This window comes from uncultured Agathobaculum sp., from assembly GCF_963927765.1.
GTDB lineage: Bacteria > Bacillota > Clostridia > Oscillospirales > Butyricicoccaceae > Agathobaculum.
The window spans coordinates 1-20,206 of record NZ_CAWVCU010000130.1; the positions used below are offsets into that span (position 1 = coordinate 1).

19 protein-coding genes and 1 other annotated feature (1 of these 20 cut by a window edge) are annotated in these 20,206 nt (G+C 56.7%); of the genes, 1 reads left to right on the forward strand and 18 read right to left on the reverse strand.

The window, feature by feature from the left end; translation table 11 throughout:
• From ABGT74_RS11635 to ABGT74_RS11660, 6 genes are all read right to left on the reverse strand, one after another.
• On the reverse strand, positions 1-808 hold an 808-nt coding region (locus ABGT74_RS11635; RefSeq protein WP_346705619.1), incomplete at its 3' end, for an ATP-dependent metallopeptidase FtsH/Yme1/Tma family protein.
• A gap of 42 nt (positions 809-850) precedes the next feature.
• On the reverse strand, positions 851-1,405 hold the full coding sequence (hpt, locus tag ABGT74_RS11640) for a hypoxanthine phosphoribosyltransferase (RefSeq protein ID WP_297283889.1): 555 nt from the start codon (positions 1,403-1,405) through the stop codon (positions 851-853).
• A gap of 3 nt (positions 1,406-1,408) precedes the next feature.
• Positions 1,409-2,746, reverse strand: coding sequence for a tRNA lysidine(34) synthetase TilS (gene tilS / locus ABGT74_RS11645; RefSeq protein WP_346705600.1), 1,338 nt, complete (start codon positions 2,744-2,746; stop codon positions 1,409-1,411).
• 4 nt (positions 2,747-2,750) lie between these two features.
• Positions 2,751-4,100, reverse strand: a complete 1,350-nt coding sequence (gene dnaB / locus ABGT74_RS11650) for a replicative DNA helicase (RefSeq protein WP_346705620.1) — start codon at positions 4,098-4,100, stop codon at positions 2,751-2,753.
• 122 nt (positions 4,101-4,222) lie between these two features.
• Positions 4,223-4,669 carry a 50S ribosomal protein L9 gene (gene rplI / locus ABGT74_RS11655; protein WP_346705601.1) on the reverse strand — a complete coding sequence of 149 codons (447 nt, stop codon included), beginning with the start codon at positions 4,667-4,669 and terminating at the stop codon, positions 4,223-4,225.
• A gap of 51 nt (positions 4,670-4,720) precedes the next feature.
• Entirely contained in the window at positions 4,721-6,664 is a 1,944-nt protein-coding gene (locus tag ABGT74_RS11660) for a DHH family phosphoesterase (protein WP_346705602.1), read from the reverse strand.
• A 214-nt stretch (positions 6,665-6,878) separates the two neighbouring features.
• Here ABGT74_RS11660 and glpK point away from each other — a divergent pair, with 214 nt between their 5' ends.
• A complete protein-coding gene (gene glpK, locus ABGT74_RS11665; protein WP_346705603.1) occupies positions 6,879-8,369 on the forward strand; it encodes a glycerol kinase GlpK in 1,491 nt (496 codons plus the stop codon).
• Positions 8,370-8,384: 15 nt separating this feature from the next.
• Here glpK and ABGT74_RS11670 read toward each other — a convergent pair whose 3' ends face one another.
• The 12 genes from ABGT74_RS11670 to ABGT74_RS11725 form a co-directional block, all read right to left on the reverse strand.
• Entirely contained in the window at positions 8,385-9,620 is a 1,236-nt protein-coding gene (locus ABGT74_RS11670; protein ID WP_346705604.1) for a U32 family peptidase, read from the reverse strand.
• On the reverse strand, positions 9,613-10,770 hold the full coding sequence (gene mltG / locus ABGT74_RS11675) for an endolytic transglycosylase MltG (RefSeq protein WP_297282674.1): 1,158 nt from the start codon (positions 10,768-10,770) through the stop codon (positions 9,613-9,615). Before mltG ends, ABGT74_RS11670 begins: the two co-directional genes overlap by 8 nt.
• 30 nt (positions 10,771-10,800) lie before the next feature.
• Entirely contained in the window at positions 10,801-11,691 is an 891-nt protein-coding gene (locus ABGT74_RS11680) for a CPBP family intramembrane glutamic endopeptidase (RefSeq protein WP_346705605.1), read from the reverse strand.
• Positions 11,681-12,250: a 5-formyltetrahydrofolate cyclo-ligase gene (locus ABGT74_RS11685; RefSeq protein WP_346705606.1), complete on the reverse strand. Its 570-nt coding sequence runs from the start codon at positions 12,248-12,250 to the stop codon at positions 11,681-11,683. Before ABGT74_RS11685 ends, ABGT74_RS11680 begins: the two co-directional genes overlap by 11 nt.
• Positions 12,237-12,788, reverse strand: a complete 552-nt coding sequence (locus ABGT74_RS11690; RefSeq protein ID WP_346705607.1) for a DJ-1 family glyoxalase III — start codon at positions 12,786-12,788, stop codon at positions 12,237-12,239. Before ABGT74_RS11690 ends, ABGT74_RS11685 begins: the two co-directional genes overlap by 14 nt.
• 15 nt (positions 12,789-12,803) lie before the next feature.
• Positions 12,804-13,601: a GNAT family N-acetyltransferase gene (locus tag ABGT74_RS11695; RefSeq protein WP_346705608.1), complete on the reverse strand. Its 798-nt coding sequence runs from the start codon at positions 13,599-13,601 to the stop codon at positions 12,804-12,806.
• Positions 13,598-14,512, reverse strand: coding sequence for a phosphatidylglycerol lysyltransferase domain-containing protein (locus tag ABGT74_RS11700; RefSeq protein ID WP_297282679.1), 915 nt, complete (start codon positions 14,510-14,512; stop codon positions 13,598-13,600). The genes ABGT74_RS11695 and ABGT74_RS11700 overlap by 4 nt, the downstream gene beginning before the upstream one ends.
• A gap of 155 nt (positions 14,513-14,667) precedes the next feature.
• On the reverse strand, positions 14,668-15,405 hold the full coding sequence (locus tag ABGT74_RS11705) for a WecB/TagA/CpsF family glycosyltransferase (RefSeq protein WP_346705609.1): 738 nt from the start codon (positions 15,403-15,405) through the stop codon (positions 14,668-14,670).
• A gap of 272 nt (positions 15,406-15,677) precedes the next feature.
• Positions 15,678-16,754, reverse strand: a complete 1,077-nt coding sequence (gene leuB, locus ABGT74_RS11710; protein ID WP_297282681.1) for a 3-isopropylmalate dehydrogenase — start codon at positions 16,752-16,754, stop codon at positions 15,678-15,680.
• Positions 16,755-16,757: 3 nt separating this feature from the next.
• Positions 16,758-17,249 (reverse strand): 3-isopropylmalate dehydratase small subunit, encoded by a 492-nt coding sequence (locus ABGT74_RS11715; protein WP_346705611.1) that lies wholly within the window; start codon positions 17,247-17,249, stop codon positions 16,758-16,760.
• A gap of 16 nt (positions 17,250-17,265) precedes the next feature.
• Entirely contained in the window at positions 17,266-18,528 is a 1,263-nt protein-coding gene (gene leuC / locus ABGT74_RS11720; protein ID WP_346705612.1) for a 3-isopropylmalate dehydratase large subunit, read from the reverse strand.
• Between the two features lie 21 nt (positions 18,529-18,549).
• Positions 18,550-20,094, reverse strand: coding sequence for a 2-isopropylmalate synthase (locus ABGT74_RS11725; protein ID WP_297282762.1), 1,545 nt, complete (start codon positions 20,092-20,094; stop codon positions 18,550-18,552).
• Positions 20,095-20,125: 31 nt separating this feature from the next.
• Positions 20,126-20,206 (reverse strand) — a binding site (T-box leader); it runs 161 nt beyond the window's last position.

Here is a 20,206-nt window from a genome sequence, read left to right on the forward strand (position 1 = left end):
CCGCGCCACGCTGACGGCCGACCGCGTCGATCTCGTCGATGAACACGATTGCCGGGGCATTCTTCTTGGCCTGCTCGAACAGGTCACGCACACGAGACGCACCCACACCAACATACAATTCAACGAAATCCGAACCGGAAATCGACAGGAACGGCACGCCTGCCTCACCTGCGACCGCACGCGCGATCAGGGTTTTACCAGTGCCCGGAGGGCCGACCAGCAGAACGCCCTTGGGGATACGCGCGCCGATCTGCACGAACTTCTGCGGATTCTTGAGGAACTCGACAATCTCCTGCAATTCCGCTTTTTCTTCGTCCGCACCGGCAACGTCGTTAAACGTCACCTTGCGCTTATCGTCCTGTGCCAGCCGTGCGCGCGCCTTGCCGAACTGCATCGGACCTGCACCGCCGCCGGATTGCTTGTTCATCATGAAATACCAGAATGCGCCAAGCAGCACAATCAGGATGATATATGGCAGGAACTGCGCCCACCACGGAATGGTGGTGGTCACATAATCGACCTCTTTGAGGGTACCGTCCTCCATCTGCTGCGTGATCGTCTCGCCGAGCTGCGCCCACCAGATATCACGCGAACCGCCTAAATCATAACTGACAACGCGATTCTCATCGCGCAGATGCATGGTCAGCACCGAATCGTCTACCTTATACTGGTCTACCTTTCCCTCGGTGAAATAGGTAAACACATCCGAATAGGTAATCGGCTCGGTTTGCTGGGTCTGGCTGATGACATAGCTGACGCCCGCCAGAAGAAATACTAAGATGATGAGATAAAGGCCAAAGCCTTTCATTTTGCCTTTCAAATTGGTTTGACACCTCTTCCTTGTTTATATTTACTCGCCGCCGTAAACGCTCGGCTTCAAAATGCCGATATACGGCAGATTGCGGTATCTTTCAGCATAATCCAGACCATAGCCGACCACAAACTCATCCGGGATCTCAAAGCCCAGATAGTCGACAGGCACATCCACCTTGTGCCGCGCAGGCTTGGACAGAAGCGTGCACAGACGGATAGACTTCGCACCGCGCGCCTTGAGCACCTGCATCAGATAGCTGAGCGTTACGCCGGAGTCCAGAATGTCCTCCACGATCAGCAGGTCGCGCCCATCGATCGGCTGCTCGATATCCTTGATGATCTGCACCTCGCCCGAGGTTTTGGTTCCCTTGCCATAGCTCGACACGACCATGAAATCCACATTGCAGGGTGTGTCGATCTTGCGCGTCAGGTCTGCCATGAACACATAGGAACCCTTGAGCACGCTGACGATCAGCGGGTTCTTATCCCGGTAATCCTCCGTGATGCGTGCGCCCATTTCCGCGACCTTATCCGCGAGTTGCTGCTCGGTAAAATAGATTTCCTTGATATCGTCCCGCATATCATATGCCATTTTTCAATACCCCTCTATTTTTATTTGCATCCGCGCGCCTCCCTGCGGAGAACGCGAACAATCCATGCCTATATCCTGCACGGCGATCACGCCGGTTTTGTCCGCCACGACCGCCAACCCATCCCGCTTGCAGCGTGGAATTTTCCGGTCGATCAGCAGCTTTTTGAGTGTCCGGCTGCCGCCTGTTTCCGTCAGACGAATCCGGTCGCCCGCCTTGCGTGTGCGAACGCACAATGATACGAAATCTATTGTACCACAATCCACGCAAAAAGTATTGAATGATTTGTAAAAAACTTCGTTTTTTTCTAAGACATGCACCGAAACCCGCACGCTGCCGTTCCACAGCGTCTGTTCGGACGGGACGGCAAGCGGCACGGAATCCCGTACCTGCTGCTCTTGCTCCCGCACCAGCCGCAGTGCACTATATTCACGCCGCGCGGTAAAGCCATGCGGTAAGGCGCAGCAGGCAGAAGGCTTTTGGCTGTCCAGCAGCTGTTCCAGCGCGAAAATATGCTGCGCAGTCAGATCCCGCAGCGGCATACTGCTCTGCGCAAGCATCCGCCGCAGCGCACGTGTGCGCACCGCCGGATGCGCCTGCCGCAGCGGAACAATGTCCCATGCACCGTCAGGTCGCGCGGCCTGTGCCAGACATTCCTGCGCCAATCCGCCCAGGCAGTCCTCATCCTGCCGCAGCAGGTAACCCAGCCGCGCCGCAGCCTGCGCCGCAGCCGGCTGAATCACCCGCAGTGCGGGCACGACCGTATGCCGGATGCGGTTACGGGTGTAAGCGTCGTCTGCATTCGTGCTGTCAGTGACATAGTCCTGTCCGATTGACGCAAGATATTCCTCGACCTGCGTGCGTTCCACCCGCAGCAGCGGACGAATGATCTGTCCGCGCACAGGCGGGATGCCCGCCAGCCCTTTGGGGCCGGTGCCGCGCACCAGATGGAACAACACGGTTTCCAGATTGTCGTCTGCGGTATGCGCAGTAGCGATTTTCTCGCCCTGCGCGGCATCTTGCAGCCGCGCATAGCGGATGCGGCGGGCGGTTTCCTCCACGCCATTCCCCTGCTCGCGCACCGCCGCAGCAACATCCACACGCTCAACTGTCAGTTCGACACCTAAGCGCATACACAGCTCTCGGCAAAATGCTTCGTCCAAATCGGACTGCGCACCGCGCAGGCAGTGGTTCAAATGAAACGCCCGCACCGGATAGCCTAGTGCCCGCAATCCATGCAGCAACGCCACCGAATCCGCGCCGCCCGACAGCGCGACCAGCACCGGTTCACCCTGCCGCAGCATATCATATGCCGCGATGGTCTGCTTTATCTGTTCCAGCATGGCCTCAGTCTCCATGGATGCGATCGGGATTGGAGAAGGTCGTATACTGACCGACCCACTGCAATTCGATCGTCCCCGTCGCACCATGACGGTTTTTCGCAATGATGATTTCTGCGATGTTCTTGTTTTCGCTCTCATCATCATAATAATCGTCTCGATAGATGAACATGACGATATCCGCGTCCTGCTCGATGGCACCGGATTCACGCAAGTCAGACAGCATCGGCCGCTTGTCCGAGCGCTGCTCGGACGCACGCGACAGCTGCGACAGGCAGACAACCGGCACGTTCAGCTCCTTCGCCATAATCTTGAGCGAACGCGAGATCTCTGCGACCTCCTGCACGCGGTTATCCATGTGCCGTCCGCCGACATGCATCAGCTGCAAGTAGTCAATGACAATCAAGCCCAGTTCCTCGCCCAAACGGCGGCACTTCGCTTTGATTTCAGCAACCGTGATCGCGGGATTGTCATCCACGTAAATGTTCAGTCTGGCTAGTACACCCGATGCACGGGCGATCTTGACCCAGTCCTCTTCATCCAGATTGCCGGTTTTCAGCTTCTGCGACTCGATGAGCGCTTCGCTGGACAAAAAGCGGCTGGCGAGCTGTTCCTTACCCATCTCAAGCTGGAACACGCACACGCCCGTCCCCTTTTTGTAGCCGCGCGGCTTGTCTTTGACGCTTGCCTTGGCAGCGTTGAGCGCAACATTGAGCGCAAACGCCGTCTTACCCATACCGGGACGTGCCGCAATCAGGATCAGGTCGGACTTGTTCAGGCCGGTCAGCGCGGTGTCCAGTGCGTGGAATCCGGTCGACATACCCGGAATGTCGCTGTCCGACTTGGCGCGCTCATCCAACTCGGTATACAGGTCGGCAATGACCTCGCTCAGCTTGGACAGCCCCTTGATTTCACGCCCCTGCCGAATGCTGTAAATCCGCTGTTCCGCCAATTCCGCAATGCTGGCGGCTTCGCCGCGCGCCTCAAGCGCGTTCTGCTGAATCTCGCTGCCTGCATCGGCCAGCTGCCGCAGCAGACTTTTATCGCGCACGATGCGCACATATTCGTTTACATTGCGCGCGCCCGGCGTGACCTCCATCAGCTGGAACAGGTACGCGCGGCCGCCCGCCTCGTCGTAATAGCCCATGCGCGTGAGCATATCGAGCACCGTGACCGGGTCGATGCGCTGCGCGCCGTTGAACATGGAGTAGATGGTCTCAAAGATGCGCTTGTTTTCGTCGGCATAAAAATCATCCGCACGCACCTGCTCGATCACTTCAGGGATGCAGTTCGGGTCGACCAGCATCGCACCCAGAAGCGACTGCTCCGCCGTCAGGTCCTGCGGCACCTGCCGCATCAAAAGCTCATCCAAAACCGCACCGCCTTTCTTTGGAAATTCGCTTTGCCGCGCCCCGCGCGGCCATTATTCTGCAAACCGCTCTTCGTATATAGGGGGCTTTTGAAGCCCCCTATAAGTGTTTACGCTTCTACTACCTGCACCAAAATCTCGCCTGCGATATCCTGATACAGCTTTGCCTTGACACGATGCACGCCGAAGGTCTTGATCGGCTCTTCCAGCACGATTTTCTGCTTAGGTACATTCAGACCATACTGCTTGTTAAGTTCCTCCGCAATTTCCTTGGAGGTCACCGCGCCGAACAGGCGTCCGCCGGAACCACCTTTTGCCGGAACCTTAACCGGGCTGACCTTCAGCTTTTCCGCCGCTCCGCGCGCGGCCTGCTGCTCAAGCGCAACCTTGCGTGCATGCGCCTCGTCCTGCGCCTTCTTGACGTTCAGATTATCCGCCGTTGCCGGCTCAGCCAGTCCGCGCGGCATGAGAAAATTGCGGCCGTAGCCTTCGCTGACCTCGATCAGGTCGCCCTTCTTGCCCTTGCCCTTGACATCGGCTTTGAGAATCACTTTCATAATGTATTAACTCCTTTTCTGACTTTCTGTATCTGATAGAAGCCGGCCAGCTTATTGCTCTGCCGGTTTATCGGTTTGCTGATCGGCAAAATAGCCGTTGATCGCCTCGGTAATCATGCGGTCCGCCTCTTCCGGGGTGGTGTTGCGCAATTGCGCACCTGCCGCGGAATGATTGCCGCCGCCGCCCAGCCGCTCCATGAGCAGCTGCACATTGACCTGCCCGGATGCGCGCGCGGACACCACCATGTCGTTGCCGCTGCGGAACGCCACCACGCTTGCGCGGGTGCCGATGATGCTCAGCAGCTCGTCTGCCGCCTGCGCCGCCGCTATGCGGTCCACTTCCTCATCGGTGATGGCAAAAATGACACCCTGCCCGCAGTCGCGCGCGGAAGAAATCAGCTTCTGCCGCTCCATATACTGCGTGAAGCTGGACTGGAACAAATGCTTGACGTCACCTGCCTCCGCACCTGCACGGCGCAGGTAGGCGGCTGCCTCAAAGGTACGCACGCCGGTGCGCATCGAGAAGCCCTTGGTATCCAGATAGATGCCCGCCAGCATTGCTTCCGCTTCACCCGTCAAAATGCCGCTGGTCGGCACCAGATATTGCAGCAGCTCACTGACCAGCTCGGATGCGGACGACGCATACGGTTCATGCAGCGAAACGACCGCGTTTTCGATATAGTCCGCTGCACGGCGGTGATGGTCGATGACCGCCACCTTATTGATGGATTGCAGCAGCGCCTCGTTTTCCACATACCCCGGGCGGTTGACATCCACGACGATCAAAAGGGTGTTGAAATCACACAGGATCATCGCGTCCTCTGCGCTGATAAACACATCCTTATACTCGGGCAGCGTCTCTAGGCGTTCGATCAGGTCGCTCGCCATGGTGTGCTCCCGATCCACCACGATATGCACCGGCTTGCCCTTGACACGGGCCGCGCACACCATACCGGCTGCTGCGCCGATGGCGTCCATATCGCTGTTCCGGTGACCCATAATCAGCACCTGCGAAGAATCGCGGATGAGCTGGGAAAGCGCATTTGCCACCACGCGGCTTTTGACCTTGGTGCGCTTCTCCACCTCCTCGGTCAGACCACCGAAGAACTCAAAGGTATAGCGATTCTTGATGACCGCCTGATCGCCGCCGCGCGACAACGCCATGTCAATTGCCAGACCAGCATATTGATAGCATTCTGCCAGCGTTTCTCCATCCTTGCCGATGCCGATGGACAGCGTCGCAATGACGCCTTCATGGTTCTGAATATCGCGCACATCCTGCAAAACCGCAAATTTGCGTGCGCTGAGTTTATCCAGCTCGGCATTTTCAATGATGAAAATGTATTTGTCGCGATCGTACTTGCGCAGCACCGCATTGCAGTCCTTGATCCAGGCAAACAGCCGCTTGTCGATGCCCGCCAAAATGGTCGATTTTTCTGAATCGGTCGCATTTTTGGTCAGTTCCTCATAGTTGTCGATTGCGATGACCGCAATCGCCGGACGGCGGGTCTCCGCCGCATCGCGCAGCTGCACATATTCTGTGCAGTCCAGAAAATGCAGCATCATCATCTGTCCCGCATCGCTCTGCACCAAGCTGCCGAACACATGATAGGCATTCCGCCCCATCCGCAGCTCACCCGGGAACTCGTTTTTCCCTTCGATCAGCCAGCGGGTCTCAAAGGTCGGCGCAAGCTCAGTCAAACGCATATGCCGCGCGCCGGCAAACTGACCGCTGATGTCCGCAAACGCACTGTTTGCCCAGACGATCTCGCCCGTTGTCGCCAGCGCCACCACAGTCGGCAGCGGAGAATGGGTCACTGCGGGATGGATTTCTCCTGCGTCTACCACAATGTTATCCATTAACGCCTGCATCTGACGGCTGCACTCCTGCTCTCCATGCAGCGCAATCATGCGCAGAAGCACACCTAAAATCAGACCGATCAGGCCATATATCACGGAAAAATACATGCTGCCGAGCGCAAACAGAAGAAACAAAGCAAAAAATATCCTGCTACCCGACCGCAGTGCTTTTCGAGATGGCTTATTCAACTTCTCGTCCCCCTTTCGGACGCAAAAATTCATGTTAATTATACCATCGCTCCGCTATAATGTAAACAAAAATCGTATAAAGCCCCCTGCGCCCTGCTGCCATATTGACAGGTACATCCCCTCAGGGTATGATTGTTTTACGAAAGCGAGGCGACAAACCATGGCGCAGTATATTTTGGCTTTGGATCAAGGCACCACCAGCTCGCGCGCGATCCTGTTTGACCGCGAGCAGAACATTCTGGCTATCCGCCAACATGAGCTGACACAGCACTATCCACATGAGGGTTGGGTCGAGCAAGACCCGATGGATATCTGGTCGACGCAATACGCCGCGATGCTTGAAGTGCTGGCAGCGTCCGATGTATCGCCGCAGGACATTGCCGGCATTGGCATCACCAACCAGCGCGAAACTACCATCCTCTGGGATCGGAAAACCGGCCGCCCGATTTATAACGCCATCGTTTGGCAATGCCGCCGCACGGCTGATATTGTGGACGAGCTGGTGGCGGAAGGCCTCTCCGAACACATTCGGCAAACGACGGGTTTGATCCCGGATGCCTACTTTTCCGGCACGAAAATCAAATGGATACTAGACCATGTCGATGGAGCACGCGAAAAAGCTGCGCGGGGCGATATCCTGTTCGGCACGGTGGACTCTTGGCTGGTCTGGAAGCTGACCGGCGGCAAAGTACATATCACGGACGCGACCAACGCCGCACGCACCATGATTTTTAATATCCACACACTGGACTGGGATGATACCCTGCTCAACGCGCTCGACATTCCGCGCGCCATGCTGCCGCGCGTGTGTTCGTCCAGCGAAGTGTACGGCACGGTCGCCATGCCGGGCGGCGACATCCCGATCGCAGGCATTGCAGGCGACCAGCAGGCCGCCCTGTTCGGACAGACCTGCTTTGCGCCGGGCGACGCAAAAAACACCTACGGCACGGGCTGCTTCCTGCTGATGAACACCGGCACACAGGCCTGTGAAAGCAAAAACGAACTGCTTACTACCATCGGCATCCGCATTGGTGACGAAACGCAGTATGCGCTGGAGGGCAGCGTCTTTGTCGGCGGCGCGGTCATCCAGTGGCTGCGGGATGAAATGCGCTTTTTCGCGGAAAGCCGCGATGCGGAATACTATGCGAAAAAGGTGCCGGATACAGGCGACGTATATCTTGTACCCGCGTTCACCGGCCTTGGCGCACCGCACTGGGACATGTATGCGCGTGGCTGCCTCATCGGACTGACGCGCGGCACCTCCCGCGAGCATATCATCCGTGCCGCACAGGAATCCATCGCCTATCAGGTCAACGACCTGCTGGACGCCATGGCACGCGATACCGGCGTGCCGTTGTCCTCTCTCTCGGTGGACGGCGGCGCGAGCCGCGACAGCTTCTTGATGCAATTTCAGGCGGACATCTCACAGTGCACCATCCGCCGTCCGGTCATCCGCGAAACAACCGCGCTGGGCGCCTGCTATCTGGCGGGTCTTGCCACCGGCGTGTGGCGCAGCCGGGAGGAACTGACGCAGCTTTGGCGTTGTGATACATTCTATGAACCTGCCATGGAAGCGGATACCCGTCGGCGGTTGCTGACAGGCTGGGCAAAGGCGGTCGGTCGCAGCCTGGACTGGGCAGAACACAGCTAAAAGAAAAGAACGGCCTTACGAAGGCCGTTCTTTTTTCTTGCGTAAAATCGCGTATTCATCCACTGCAAACGGGAAAGAGAAGTGCACCCGCATCTGCGGTACATTGAACAGGTCGAGCGCCTCGCCCTCGTCGTTGACCACGCCATCCGCGCGGAAACGATACGGAGATTGCCCCGGCTGGATGAGCTCCAGTTCCTCGCCCTTGAAAATTCGGTTTTTCAAAGCAAACACTGCGTGCCCGTCCGCACCGCAGTCAACCGGCATGCCCACCACTTCGTATTCCCGGATGTACTGGCTGTCGCCATAGTGCTGTCCGTTTTCCTCCGAACCGAAGTAGAATCCGGTGTAATATTCGCGGTGGCTGACCTTGTTCACTTCCTCGCGGCAGAACTGCGGCAGCACAAAGCCCGCCGGATCGGCGGCATAGGCGTCGATCGCCGCGCGGTATGCGCCGGTCACGCAAGCGGTGTAATACGCCGTTTTGTTGCGTCCCTCGATCTTGAAGGAATCCACACCGGCGCGCACCAACTCCGGAATATGCTCGATCATGCACATATCCTTAGAATTATATAGATAGGTGCCGCGGGCATCCTCCTCAACCGGGAAAAACTCGCCCGGCCGCTTTTCCTCCATCAGCGCGTAATTCCAGCGGCAAGGCTGGGCGCACGCACCGTGATTGGCATCCCGTCCGGTCATATACTGCGAGATCAAGCAGCGCCCGGAATAGGAAATGCACATCGCGCCGTGCACAAACGCTTCGATTTCCAGCGTTTTCGGCGTTTTCGCGCGAATTGCTGCAATCTCTTCCAGCGACAGCTCACGCGCAAGCACAACGCGCTCCGCGCCCAGATCCGCCCAAAAGTTCGCTGCCTCGTGATTGAGGATACTGGTTTGGGTCGAAATGTGCAGCGGCACCTTGGGCGCATAGCGCTGCGCCATGCGGATCACGCCCACATCTGCCACGATCAAAGCATCCGCCCCCGCGTCTGCCAGCAGTTCCAGATAGGCGGGCAATGCGGGCAAATCGCATTCGGACGGCATGATATTGACCGTGATATAGCATTTGACGCCGTGCGCATGCGCATAGGCAATGCCCGCGCGCAGCTCCTGATCGTCAAAGTTTGCGGCAGCGGCCCGCATTCCGAACCGCTGTCCTGCAAAATACACTGCGTTTGCGCCATATGCAATGGCAAAACGCATTTTTTCCATATCGCCCGCAGGCGATAGCAACTCCGGCATCTGATTATTCACCGCTGCCCTCCGTGTTTGCAGCCGCCGCGGCAGCCTGCGCCGCATTGGATTTCGCAATGTTCGCCTCATGCTCCGCATAGCTGTTGGCAAACAGATGCGTGCCATCCGGCATAGCGACATAGTAGTAATAGTTATGCTGCTCCGGATGCGAAGCCGCGTACAGGGAAGCATAACCCGGATTGCAGATCGGTCCGGGCGGCAGGCCCTGCTTGGTGTACAGGTTATACGGGGTATCGGACGCCAAATCCTCTTCGCTCAGCGTGCCGCTTGTCCGGCCAAGGCCGTACAGGACGGATGCGTCCACCTGCAAATACGGGAACTCGCTGGAATTATTCAAACGGTTGTAGATAACGCCGGCAATCGTCGCGCGTTCGCTGTCCGCCTGCGCCTCACGCTCAACCAGAGACGCGATCGTCACAATATCATGCATGGACCGGCCAAGGCTTTCCGCACCGGCCTGAATATCCGCATCATATTTGGTCTCAAAGTTGTTGAGCATCTTATTGATGGTGTCGACCACCGTCGCGTTGCCCTTATAGATCTCATAGGTATCCGGGAACAGATACCCCTCCAGCCAGCCTTCGGTTGCCGGCAGCTCATCCTGCAGGAACGTATGCTTAAACGGATATTCGTTCAGCGCTTCGTTGAGCGCATCCTCCGTGCAAACATGCTCATCGAGCAGCAGCTGCTTGATCTGTGCGACCGAGTAACCCTCCGGAACCGTGATTTTCATGGTTTCCTTGCTCGATGCGTTGACCAGCGTATCGATGATCTGACCGTAGTCCATATTGGGGTTGAGCGAGTACGAACCTGCCAGTACGCCCTCATTATCGCCCTTAATGCGGACATACAGCTTGAAGATAGTGCCGTAATTGATGACACCTTCATCATCCAACTGCTTTGCCAGCGAAATCAGGTCGGTATTTTCCGAAACCGTGATTTCCTTGACCGCATTCTCCTTGACAAACGCAAATACATCATTGGCAACAAAAATCGCCGCCAGCGACAGAATAATCGAAATACCCAGCACGGCAATCACATAAACCACTGTCCCCGCGCATCCGCCGTTGATCTGGCGGCGGCTGCGGCGGCGATGCTGCTGCGGCGGCTGCGGGATACGCTGTGTTTCCTGATTGAAATTATTATCCATTGTCTCACCTCAATATTTTTCTGTATTTCGTTAAAACACCCGGTTTAGAATCAGCTTTGCGATGAAAGCAAGGAAAAAAGCCAGCATACCGGGATTGCGCACCAGCAACCACAGGTCATACAAACCGGCGCTTTTTTCAAAATGAGGAATGCAGCCTCTGGTCAGCAGCGTTTCCAGTTCACGCAGTGTCAAATAAAGGAAAAGCAGCAGCACAAGTGCATTGATCGCTGCGAAATAGCTCCATATGCCAAAAGCCGCATAAGTATCCGTGATCCAAAGCACAAACACATAATACAGGTTGTTCACGCCGTGGGCCAAAACCGCAGGCCAAACGCTGCCGGACACATAGGTCAAATACGCATAAGCGATACCAGCCAAAAACGGACCTGCAAAGTTCATTATGCTGCCGTGCAGCATGGCAAATGCCAAACCGCTGAAAATCAGGCAGGCTGAAGTGCCGACGCTTTCCTCATGCACAGTAAACAAAGTACCGCGCAAATATACCTCTTCCATCACAGACGAAAGGACAACAATGATGAAAAAGCGGGCGGTCATGCTCAGCCCTGACTGCGGCGCATCGAGCGGAGTTGCTGATAAGTCCGCGCCAACCAGACCCGCCAAGTGATAAACCAGCAAATTCAGGAACAGCGAAAGCACCGCTACGGTGACACCCAATCGAACCGTCAGTCCCAGTATCCCCTTGCGCATGCGGCGCGACTGCAACCGTTTGCGCAGCTTCTTCTGATCCCGCATGGAGAACACCAGCAGAACCAGCGGCAGCGCGAACGAAACAAATTCCGCAAGTGCGATGAGCGGCGCACTGCCGCCGAAGCGGCCCGCCAGCTTTCCGGTGCCCGTCAGCAGACAAAAGCACAAAAACAGGGAAAGGCCCGGCAGCAGCGCGATTTTGTTATTCTTCATCCGTGCGCAGCACCTGCCTTTCCGTTATGATCCAATGGCATCTTTGATCGAGCGCAGTATGCGGCAGGCTTTCCACCAGACGCTTTTCAGCGCAGAGCGCCACGCGGACGGCTCCTGTCCGGCAAAGAAAGCGGTCATAATACCCGCCGCCATAGCCCAAGCGGTAGCCCTGCTTATCGCAGGCAAGCGCCGGAACCAGCACCAGATCAATCTCCTCCGGTGGAACCTCCGGTGCCGCGGCAGGCGGCTCGTCAATCCCGTGCGCGCCCGGCAGCAGCTCATCGAGCGAGGTGATTTGTCGCGCGGTCATTTCGCCTGCCGCGCCGCAAAGCGGAACACAGACGGTTTTCCCCGCCGAGAACGCTGCGCGCAGCAATGCGCGGGTGTCGATCTCCTGCGGGGTGGACACATAGGCAAAAATGCATCCGGCACGGCGGTAGCTTTCATGCTCGAGCACATGGGTGGCAATCTGCCTGTCGGCAGACTGCTTGTCCGCCGCATCCTGCGCGGCACGTTCGGAAAGAAATTTGCGACGCAGTGTCTTTTTATCGTTCGACATGGTGCACAACTTCGGCAGCGATCCGTCGCGCCTGCTCCTCGCCGCGCAGCGCGGACACCAGCGCACAGCCGAAATCCAGTGCGCCGCCTACGCCGCAGGCGGTGATAATGCGGCCATCTACCACGCAGGTGCGCTTGAGCGGAGTCGCACCCGTCATACCGTCCTCCATGCCCGGATAGCAAGTTGACTTACGGCCCTTGAGCAGACCCATGCCGCCCAAAATAATAGACGGTGCAGCGCAGATCGCAGCAACGTATTTGCCTTCGTCATAGCACTTGCGCACCGCGTTTGTCACGCGCTCGTCCGCATACAGATTCTTCGTGCCCGGCATACCGCCCGGCAGAACCACCATATCCGCGTTATCCCAATCCGCCTGATCCATGGGCAGATCGGTCTGGATGCCGATGCCGTGCGAGCCGTGCACCAGCTCGCCCGTCACACCCACCAGCTTGACCTCCACGCCCGCGCGGCGCAGCAGATCCGCCGGGGTAATGGCTTCCGTTTCTTCAAACCCCTCTGCTAACAGTACATATACCATCTCTTGTCACACCTTTCAGTTCAGCATTAAGTTCATATATCCACGGGAATCCTCCCGTTCTTCATACCATTTGATACAACCGAGCGCACTCTGCGTGCCGCAGCCTGTCACCGTGCATCGCTCCAGCCCGAGCGCCGCGAGCAGCCCCTGCTCCCGCGCGGCAGTCAAACCAAGCGCCTCCTGCACAGTATCCGTCCAGCAAAAAGCATAAGCCGCAAGGGTATCCCCTGCAAACCAGCCGAATACGCCTGCGCCCAGTGCGTCAAACATATCGATCTGTGCACGCCAGTACGCTTCATCGCGTACAATACGGCAGTCAGGCACCAAACGGTCATACAGCGCCGCCATCTGCGGTACATCGTCTCGCGTCAGCCGCCGCGGCGCTTCACCGTCCTCTGCTCGCACGATTTCACGCTTTTCCGTATAGAAAAACGGCTCATAGCCAAACGGACGGTAAAAATCAAACAGCCACGGCTCGGCAGGGATGAGCGTCGAAGCGGCCCTGCCCTGCTCTCGGTCGATCGCAAAGGATGCTTCGAGCAGACGTGCCATATGGCCTTTGCGGCGATGCGCCGGGTCGGTACACGCGCCGTAAATATAGGTGATTTCCTGCTCGATGCCGCCGGTCCGCAGCCGGTACGGCAGCATCTGCACCATTGCGCACAGCGTGCCCTGCTCCTCGCTCAGCAGCACCGTACCGCAGTCAAAGAAGTGCGCAAAAAAATAATCGTTAAAGCCGCCCTCATCGGGAAAGCAGGCTTCCCACAGCTGCCGGACGTCCGGTATATCCTTCGGTTGCGCCCACCGGATCATGCCTGCGTCTCCTTCGGCACGGCAGTGTATTTCACGCCGCGCATGACCGGATAATACGACTTCTTCGCCTTGCGCAAGCCTTCCAGGCCAAGATCTTCCTCTCTATTGACGTACTGTACGTCATCGCAGTTCCGCAAAACGAACTGCTGGTTAATCATCTGATAGGCACCGGGGATGGTGTGATCGGCTTTTTCGATCTGCACCACATACATGTCCGGCTCGGCCTTACAGCCGAAGGTGAAGGCGATCACCTCGCCGTCCAGCCGCAGCAGACCGCCCCGCAGCTCGAGTGCGTCAAAGTTGTGCAGTGCCTGTACAATCGCACAGGTCTCGCCCTGAAAATCGCGGCTCTGCGCACATCCATTCTGGTTGCACCAACGGATGTGATAGCCGAATGCATCCTTGATGTTGTCGCGCGTCATATCCTCATAGCTCCAGCGGCCCTCGTATGCCGCCTGGAACCGATTGACCAGATTGCGTTTGCTTTGCAGCTTTTTGCCCGACAACGTACGTAGCTTTTCCGCCAGATAAATATAATCGTCGCCATCCTCATTATCATGTGAAAAGACAAATTTGCCCGGCCGCACCGCCTCGATGCGTTCGATCATCGGCTCCGCCACCGACACCACCACAAACGGAATGCCGCGCTCCGCGGCATCCTGTTCGAGTGCATCCAGTGCATCGCCCAAATCGCCCTCACCTACGGGAGCAAGATAACAGTCATGGCCGCCGTCCAGCGGTGTCATTTTGACCAGAAGGAAGCCGTCCCGAAAGCAAATTTGCGTGTTATAATGGCTGCGCCACATAAACAAATCCACAAAACAGCGCTCGCACAGATGATAATAATAGTGCGAACCGCATGCCTCTACTTGTTGCTTGTCCTCCAATGTGATTTCTCGAAATGGTAACATAAACAATCCTTTTCCTTTATTTTCGCGGCGATCCCCCGTCGCCCGCATCCGGTTTCCCGTGTCGCTTGGAATTTTCTTTCTGTCCTACAGACCCATTTTCCCCATATTTTTCGGGTTTTATCGCAAAGCTTTATCGGCTTGGCACAACCCCCGTCTTATTTTCGTTTGCCGCCGAACAGCCGCTCCCGGATGACGATCAGCAGAAATTTGGGCAGCTTCATCATACGTCCGATACGGCTGGGTTGACAAAGCAGCCGGTAAAACCATTCCAGCCCCAGCTTGATGAAGATTTTCGGCGCACGCTTGGCAATACCTGCAAACACATCCAGCGAGCCGCCCAAGCCACAGAACAGCGTCGCATGAATTTCATCCATATAGTTTGCCATAAACCGTTCCTGCTTGGGGGCGCCAAGGCAAACAAACACGACGTCCGCCCCGCCGCAGGCGTTGATTGCATCCACCGCCGTTTGCGGGTCGGTGAAATAGCCGTCCTGTGTGCCGGCAAGCACTAGCCCCGGATATTTCTTGCACAGATTTTCCCCGGCTTTTTCGGCAACGCCCGGCTTCGCCCCGAGCAAGAACAGCCGCATATTCTCTTTCGCCATGGCAGCGACCAGATTTTCGGCAAACTCAATGCCTGCGACTTTGCCGCAAAGCTCTTCGCCGAGGATTTTCGCTGCATAAATAATGCCGATACCGTCCGGCAGAACAAGTGCTGCACGGTTGACGATGCCCATATATTCTCTGTCCCTACAGCAGAGATCAACGATTTCGGGATTTGGCGTTACCACATAGCCCTTCTGCCTTGCGCGGATGCGGCTCATTGCCACATCCACAGCCTGCTGCATTGTTACTGCATGGAAATGCACGCCCAAAATAGAAGCGGTTTTCATTTTCTATCTCCTGCATTCTTTATTGTCATAATAGAACAGTGGGTGCTCAAAATCTATCTTATTATACAGCAGTCTCTGCAAAATCTCAAGTCTATGCATACCAAATCTCTTTTTGGCACAAATGCAGACAAGAAGTCCGGTGTTTCGCCTGACTCCTTGCACATTTTCCCTATTTTCTTCTTGTCTTTGCAGCAGCCGCACTATCAGCTTTTCTGCTGAGCAAAAGACGAAAAGGGGGACGCAGCCGCTCGCTGCGTCCCCCTATACACTTATTAGATCTGTGCGCGGATGAGTTCGCCCATCTCGCTGGTGGAAAGCACCTTTTCACCCTTTGCGGCGATATCCGCCGTGCGGTGACCCGCGTCGAGCACAGCCTCGACCGCGTTTTCAATTGCATCTGCCTCCGCCATCAGACCGAAGGAATAGCGCAGCATCATCGCGCAAGAAAGGATGGTCGCGATCGGATTGGCGATCCCCTTGCCCGCGATATCGGGCGCAGAGCCGTGGATCGGTTCGTACATGCCCTTGCCGGTCTCATTCATCGAAGCCGAAGGCAGCATGCCGATCGAGCCGGTAATCATAGACGCTTCATCCGACAGGATGTCGCCGAACAGGTTGCCAGTCACGATTACGTCGAACTGACCCGGATTGCGCACGAGCTGCATCGCGCAGTTGTCCACGTACATATCCGAATATTCCACCTCGGGATATTCATCCTTAATACGGTGCATGGTCTCGCGCCAAACGCGGCTGGTTTCCAGCACATTCGCCTTATCGACCGAGCAAACCTTCTTATTACGCTTCATCGCCATTTCAAACGCGCGGCGGCCGATGCGCTCAATCTCATAAACTGAATAGTTCATGTCGTCCGCGCCAACTTCGCCCCAGCCCTTTTCGCTTTCGCGGCGGTAATGCTTGCCGAAGTACACGTCGCCGGTCAGCTCGCGGCAAACGAGGATGTCAAAGCCGTCCCCGATGATCTCAGGCTTGATCGGGCAGGCATCCGACAGCGCCTTGTGCATCTGCGCGGGGCGAAGATTGACGAACAGGCCGAGCGCCGAACGCAGACCGAGCAGCGCCTTCTCCGGACGCTTTTCCGAGGGGACTTCGTCCCACTTCGGGCCGCCGACTGCGCCGAGCAGTACAGAATCCGCGTTTTTGCAGATTTCAATGGTTTCCTCGGTCAGCGGGATGCCATTTGCGTCAATGGAACAGCCACCTGCCAGCACCTCGGTATAGTTGAACTGGTGGCCAAACTTCTCACCGACCTTGTCAAGCACCTTCATTGCCTCGGTGACGATTTCCGGGCCAATGCCGTCGCCCTTGACGACCGCAATATTGTACTGCATGGCTTATTCCCCTCTTTCCTTGAGCGACTTGAGCAAACCGCCCGCCTGAATAATGCTCTGGATGAACGGCGGGAACGCAGCCGCCTGATAGGTCTCACCCTTGGTCTCGTTGGTGATCACGCCAGTGTCAAAGTTGACCGAAACCGTGTCACCATCGTCGATGCCGTTTGCCGCCGCTTCGCACTCCAAAATCGGCAAACCGATGTTGATGGCGTTGCGGTAGAAAATGCGCGCAAACGACGCCGCAATCACGCAGGAAACGCCGTTTTCTTTGAGCACCAGCGGCGCATGCTCGCGCGAAGAGCCGCAGCCGAAGTTGCGGGTTGCCGCAACAATATCGCCCGGCTGCATCTTTTTCACAAACTCCGCGTCGATGTCCTCCATCGCGTGGGTTGCCAGTTCCTTGGGATCTGCAATATTTAAGTAACGTGCGGGAATAATAACGTCGGTATCAACGTTGTCCCCGTATTTGAAAACTCTGCCTTTTGCATTCATGGTACTGTTTCCTCCCTTATTTCAGCTCGTCCGGCGCGCAAATATAGCCCGCAACCGCGCTTGCCGCAGCTACCGCCGGGCTGGCCAGATAGATTTCCGAGGAAATGTGACCCATACGGCCGACAAAATTACGGTTGGTCGTCGAGATCGACTTTTCTCCGTGCGCCAGAATACCCATGTGACCGCCCAGGCACGGACCACAGGTCGGGGTGGAAACAATTGCGCCCGCCTGAATGAAGATTTTGGTCAGGCCCTCCTCGATGCACTGGAGATACACCTCCTGCGTCGCCGGAATGACGATGGTACGCACGTTCGGGTTCACCTTGCGGCCCTTGAGAATCTCAGCCGCGGCGCGCATATCGTCGATGCGGCCGTTGGTGCACGAACCGATGACCGACTGCTGGATCTCGATATGGCCCAGTTCGTCGATCGTCTTGGTGTTTTCCGGCAGGTGCGGGCAAGCAACGGTCAGCCCCAGCGTGGACAGGTCGATCTCGATCGTCTGCTCATACTCTGCGTCCGCGTCCGCCTCGAACACCGTAACTTCACGGTTAACACGATCCTTGATGTACGCCATGGTCTTGTCGTCGACCGGGAAAATGCCGTTTTTCGCACCCGCTTCAATCGCCATGTTGCAGATGGTGAAGCGGTCATCCATCGACAGAGAGGAAACGCCTTCACCAACAAACTCCATCGACTTGTACAGCGCGCCGTCCACGCCGATCTTGCCGATGATGTGCAGGATCACGTCCTTGCCGGACACCCACGGACGGAGCTTGCCCTTCAGCTCAAACTTGATTGCGCTGGGCACCTTGAACCACGCCTTACCCGTCGCCATACCGGCGGCAAGGTCGGTCGAACCGGCGCCGGTCGAGAACGCGCCGAGCGCGCCGTAGGTGCAGGTATGGCTGTCCGCGCCGATAATCAGCTCACCGGGGGCGGTCAGGCCTTTTTCCGGCAGCAGCGCATGCTCGATGCCCATCGTGCCGACATCATAAAAGTTGACGATGCCGTGCTTTTTGGCAAATTCGCGGCATTCGAGGCATTGCTCCGCCGATTTAATATCCTTATTCGGTGCAAAATGATCCATCACCAGCGCGATTTTGGTGTTATCAAACACCTTGTCAAAACCAGCCTTCTCCATCTCACGGATGGCGACCGGCCCGGTGATATCGTTGGCGAGCGTCAGATCGACGTTCGCCTCGATCAGCTGCCCCGCGCAAACGCTGTCCAGCCCCGCATGCTTTGCGAGGATTTTTTGCGTCATTGTCATACCCATAGCGGTTGTTTCCTCCTGCCCTCAGTCGATGAAATACTTGTTGATGCCGTTGATATAGGCCTTGATGGATGCCTCGATTACGTCGGTCGATACGCCGCGGCCGGTGACGATCTCGCTGCCGTCAATGCTGATCTTGGCGATCGCCTCAGCCTGCGCGTCCTCGCCGTCGGTCATAGAACGCAGCGTGTAATCCTCCAGTACAACGTCCTTGTCGACGATCTTGTTGATTGCACGGAATGCCGCGTTGATCGGGCCGTCGGAAACCGCGGCACGCTCGAACATCTCGTCGCCCTTCTTGACGCGGATGACTGCGGTCGAGGTGATGGTATTGCCGGAGTTGATAACAAAGCGGTCGAGCGTGTAACGCTCCTCGCCGGAAACCGGCACCGCGCCAACCAACGCTTCCAGGTCGCGATCCTTGATGACCTTTTTCTTGTCCGCCAGTACTTTGAACTTCTCGAAGGTCTTGTCGAGCTTCTCCTTATCCAGCGAGTAGCCCAGTTCGCGCAAACGATCCTCGAACGCATGACGGCCGGAATGCTTGCCCAGCACGATCGCATTCTTCGGAATGCCGACCGACTCGGGTGTCATGATCTCATAGGTTTCCTTGTTCGCCATGACGCCATGCTGGTGAATGCCCGCTTCGTGTGCGAACGCATTCGCGCCAACGATCGGCTTGGTCGGGGCGACCGAAACACCAGTGATCGTCTGGATCATGCGGCTGGCACGATAAATCTGATGGGTGTCAATGTTGCACTGTACGCCGAACAGATCCTTGCGCGTGTTGAGCGCCATGACGCACTCTTCCATCGAGGCGTTGCCCGCGCGCTCACCGATGCCGTTGATCGTGCACTCGATCTGGTCGATACCGGCTTCCACACCGGCCAGAGAGTTGGCGACCGCCATGCCGAGGTCGTTGTGCATATGGCAGGACAGGATGACATTTTCAATGCCCTCGGTGTGCTCACGCAGATAGCGGATACGAGCAGCGTATTCCTCGGGAACCATGTAACCGACCGTGTCCGGGATGTTGAGCGTGGTCGCGCCGGCCTTGATGGCGGTTTCAAACACACGGCACAGGAAATCCAGATCGGAACGGCAAGCGTCTTCCGCCGAAAACTCGATATCTTCGCAGTACTTTTTGGCGTAGGCTACATTATGCGCCACGGATTCGATAACCTCATCCGGCGTCATCTTGAGCTTATATTCCATATGCACCGGAGACGTTGCGAGGAAGGTATGGATGCGGGCCGAGTCCGCACGGCGGATAGCGTTCCATGCAGCGTCAATATCCTTTTCCACGCAGCGCGCCAGCGAGCAGATGGTAGAGCCGTGCACATTGTCCGCGATCGCCGCGATCGCTGCAGCATCGCCGGGCGAAGAAGCGGCAAAGCCCGCTTCAATAATATCTACTTTCAGCGCTTCCAGCTGCTTGGCAACCTCGATTTTTTCGTTCAGGTTCATGCTGCAGCCGGGAGACTGCTCACCGTCACGCAGGGTCGTGTCAAAAATTCGGATGGTTCTTGCCATGTTCTTGTCCTCTCTTTCTTGTCTTGGGGTGTACAGGGACAAAAAAAGCTTCGTCCCTTAATCAAAATTAAGAGACGAAGCATAAACTCCGCGGTACCACTCTTGTTGCCGCATAAAATACGGCCCCTCATCGCGCATCTAACAATGC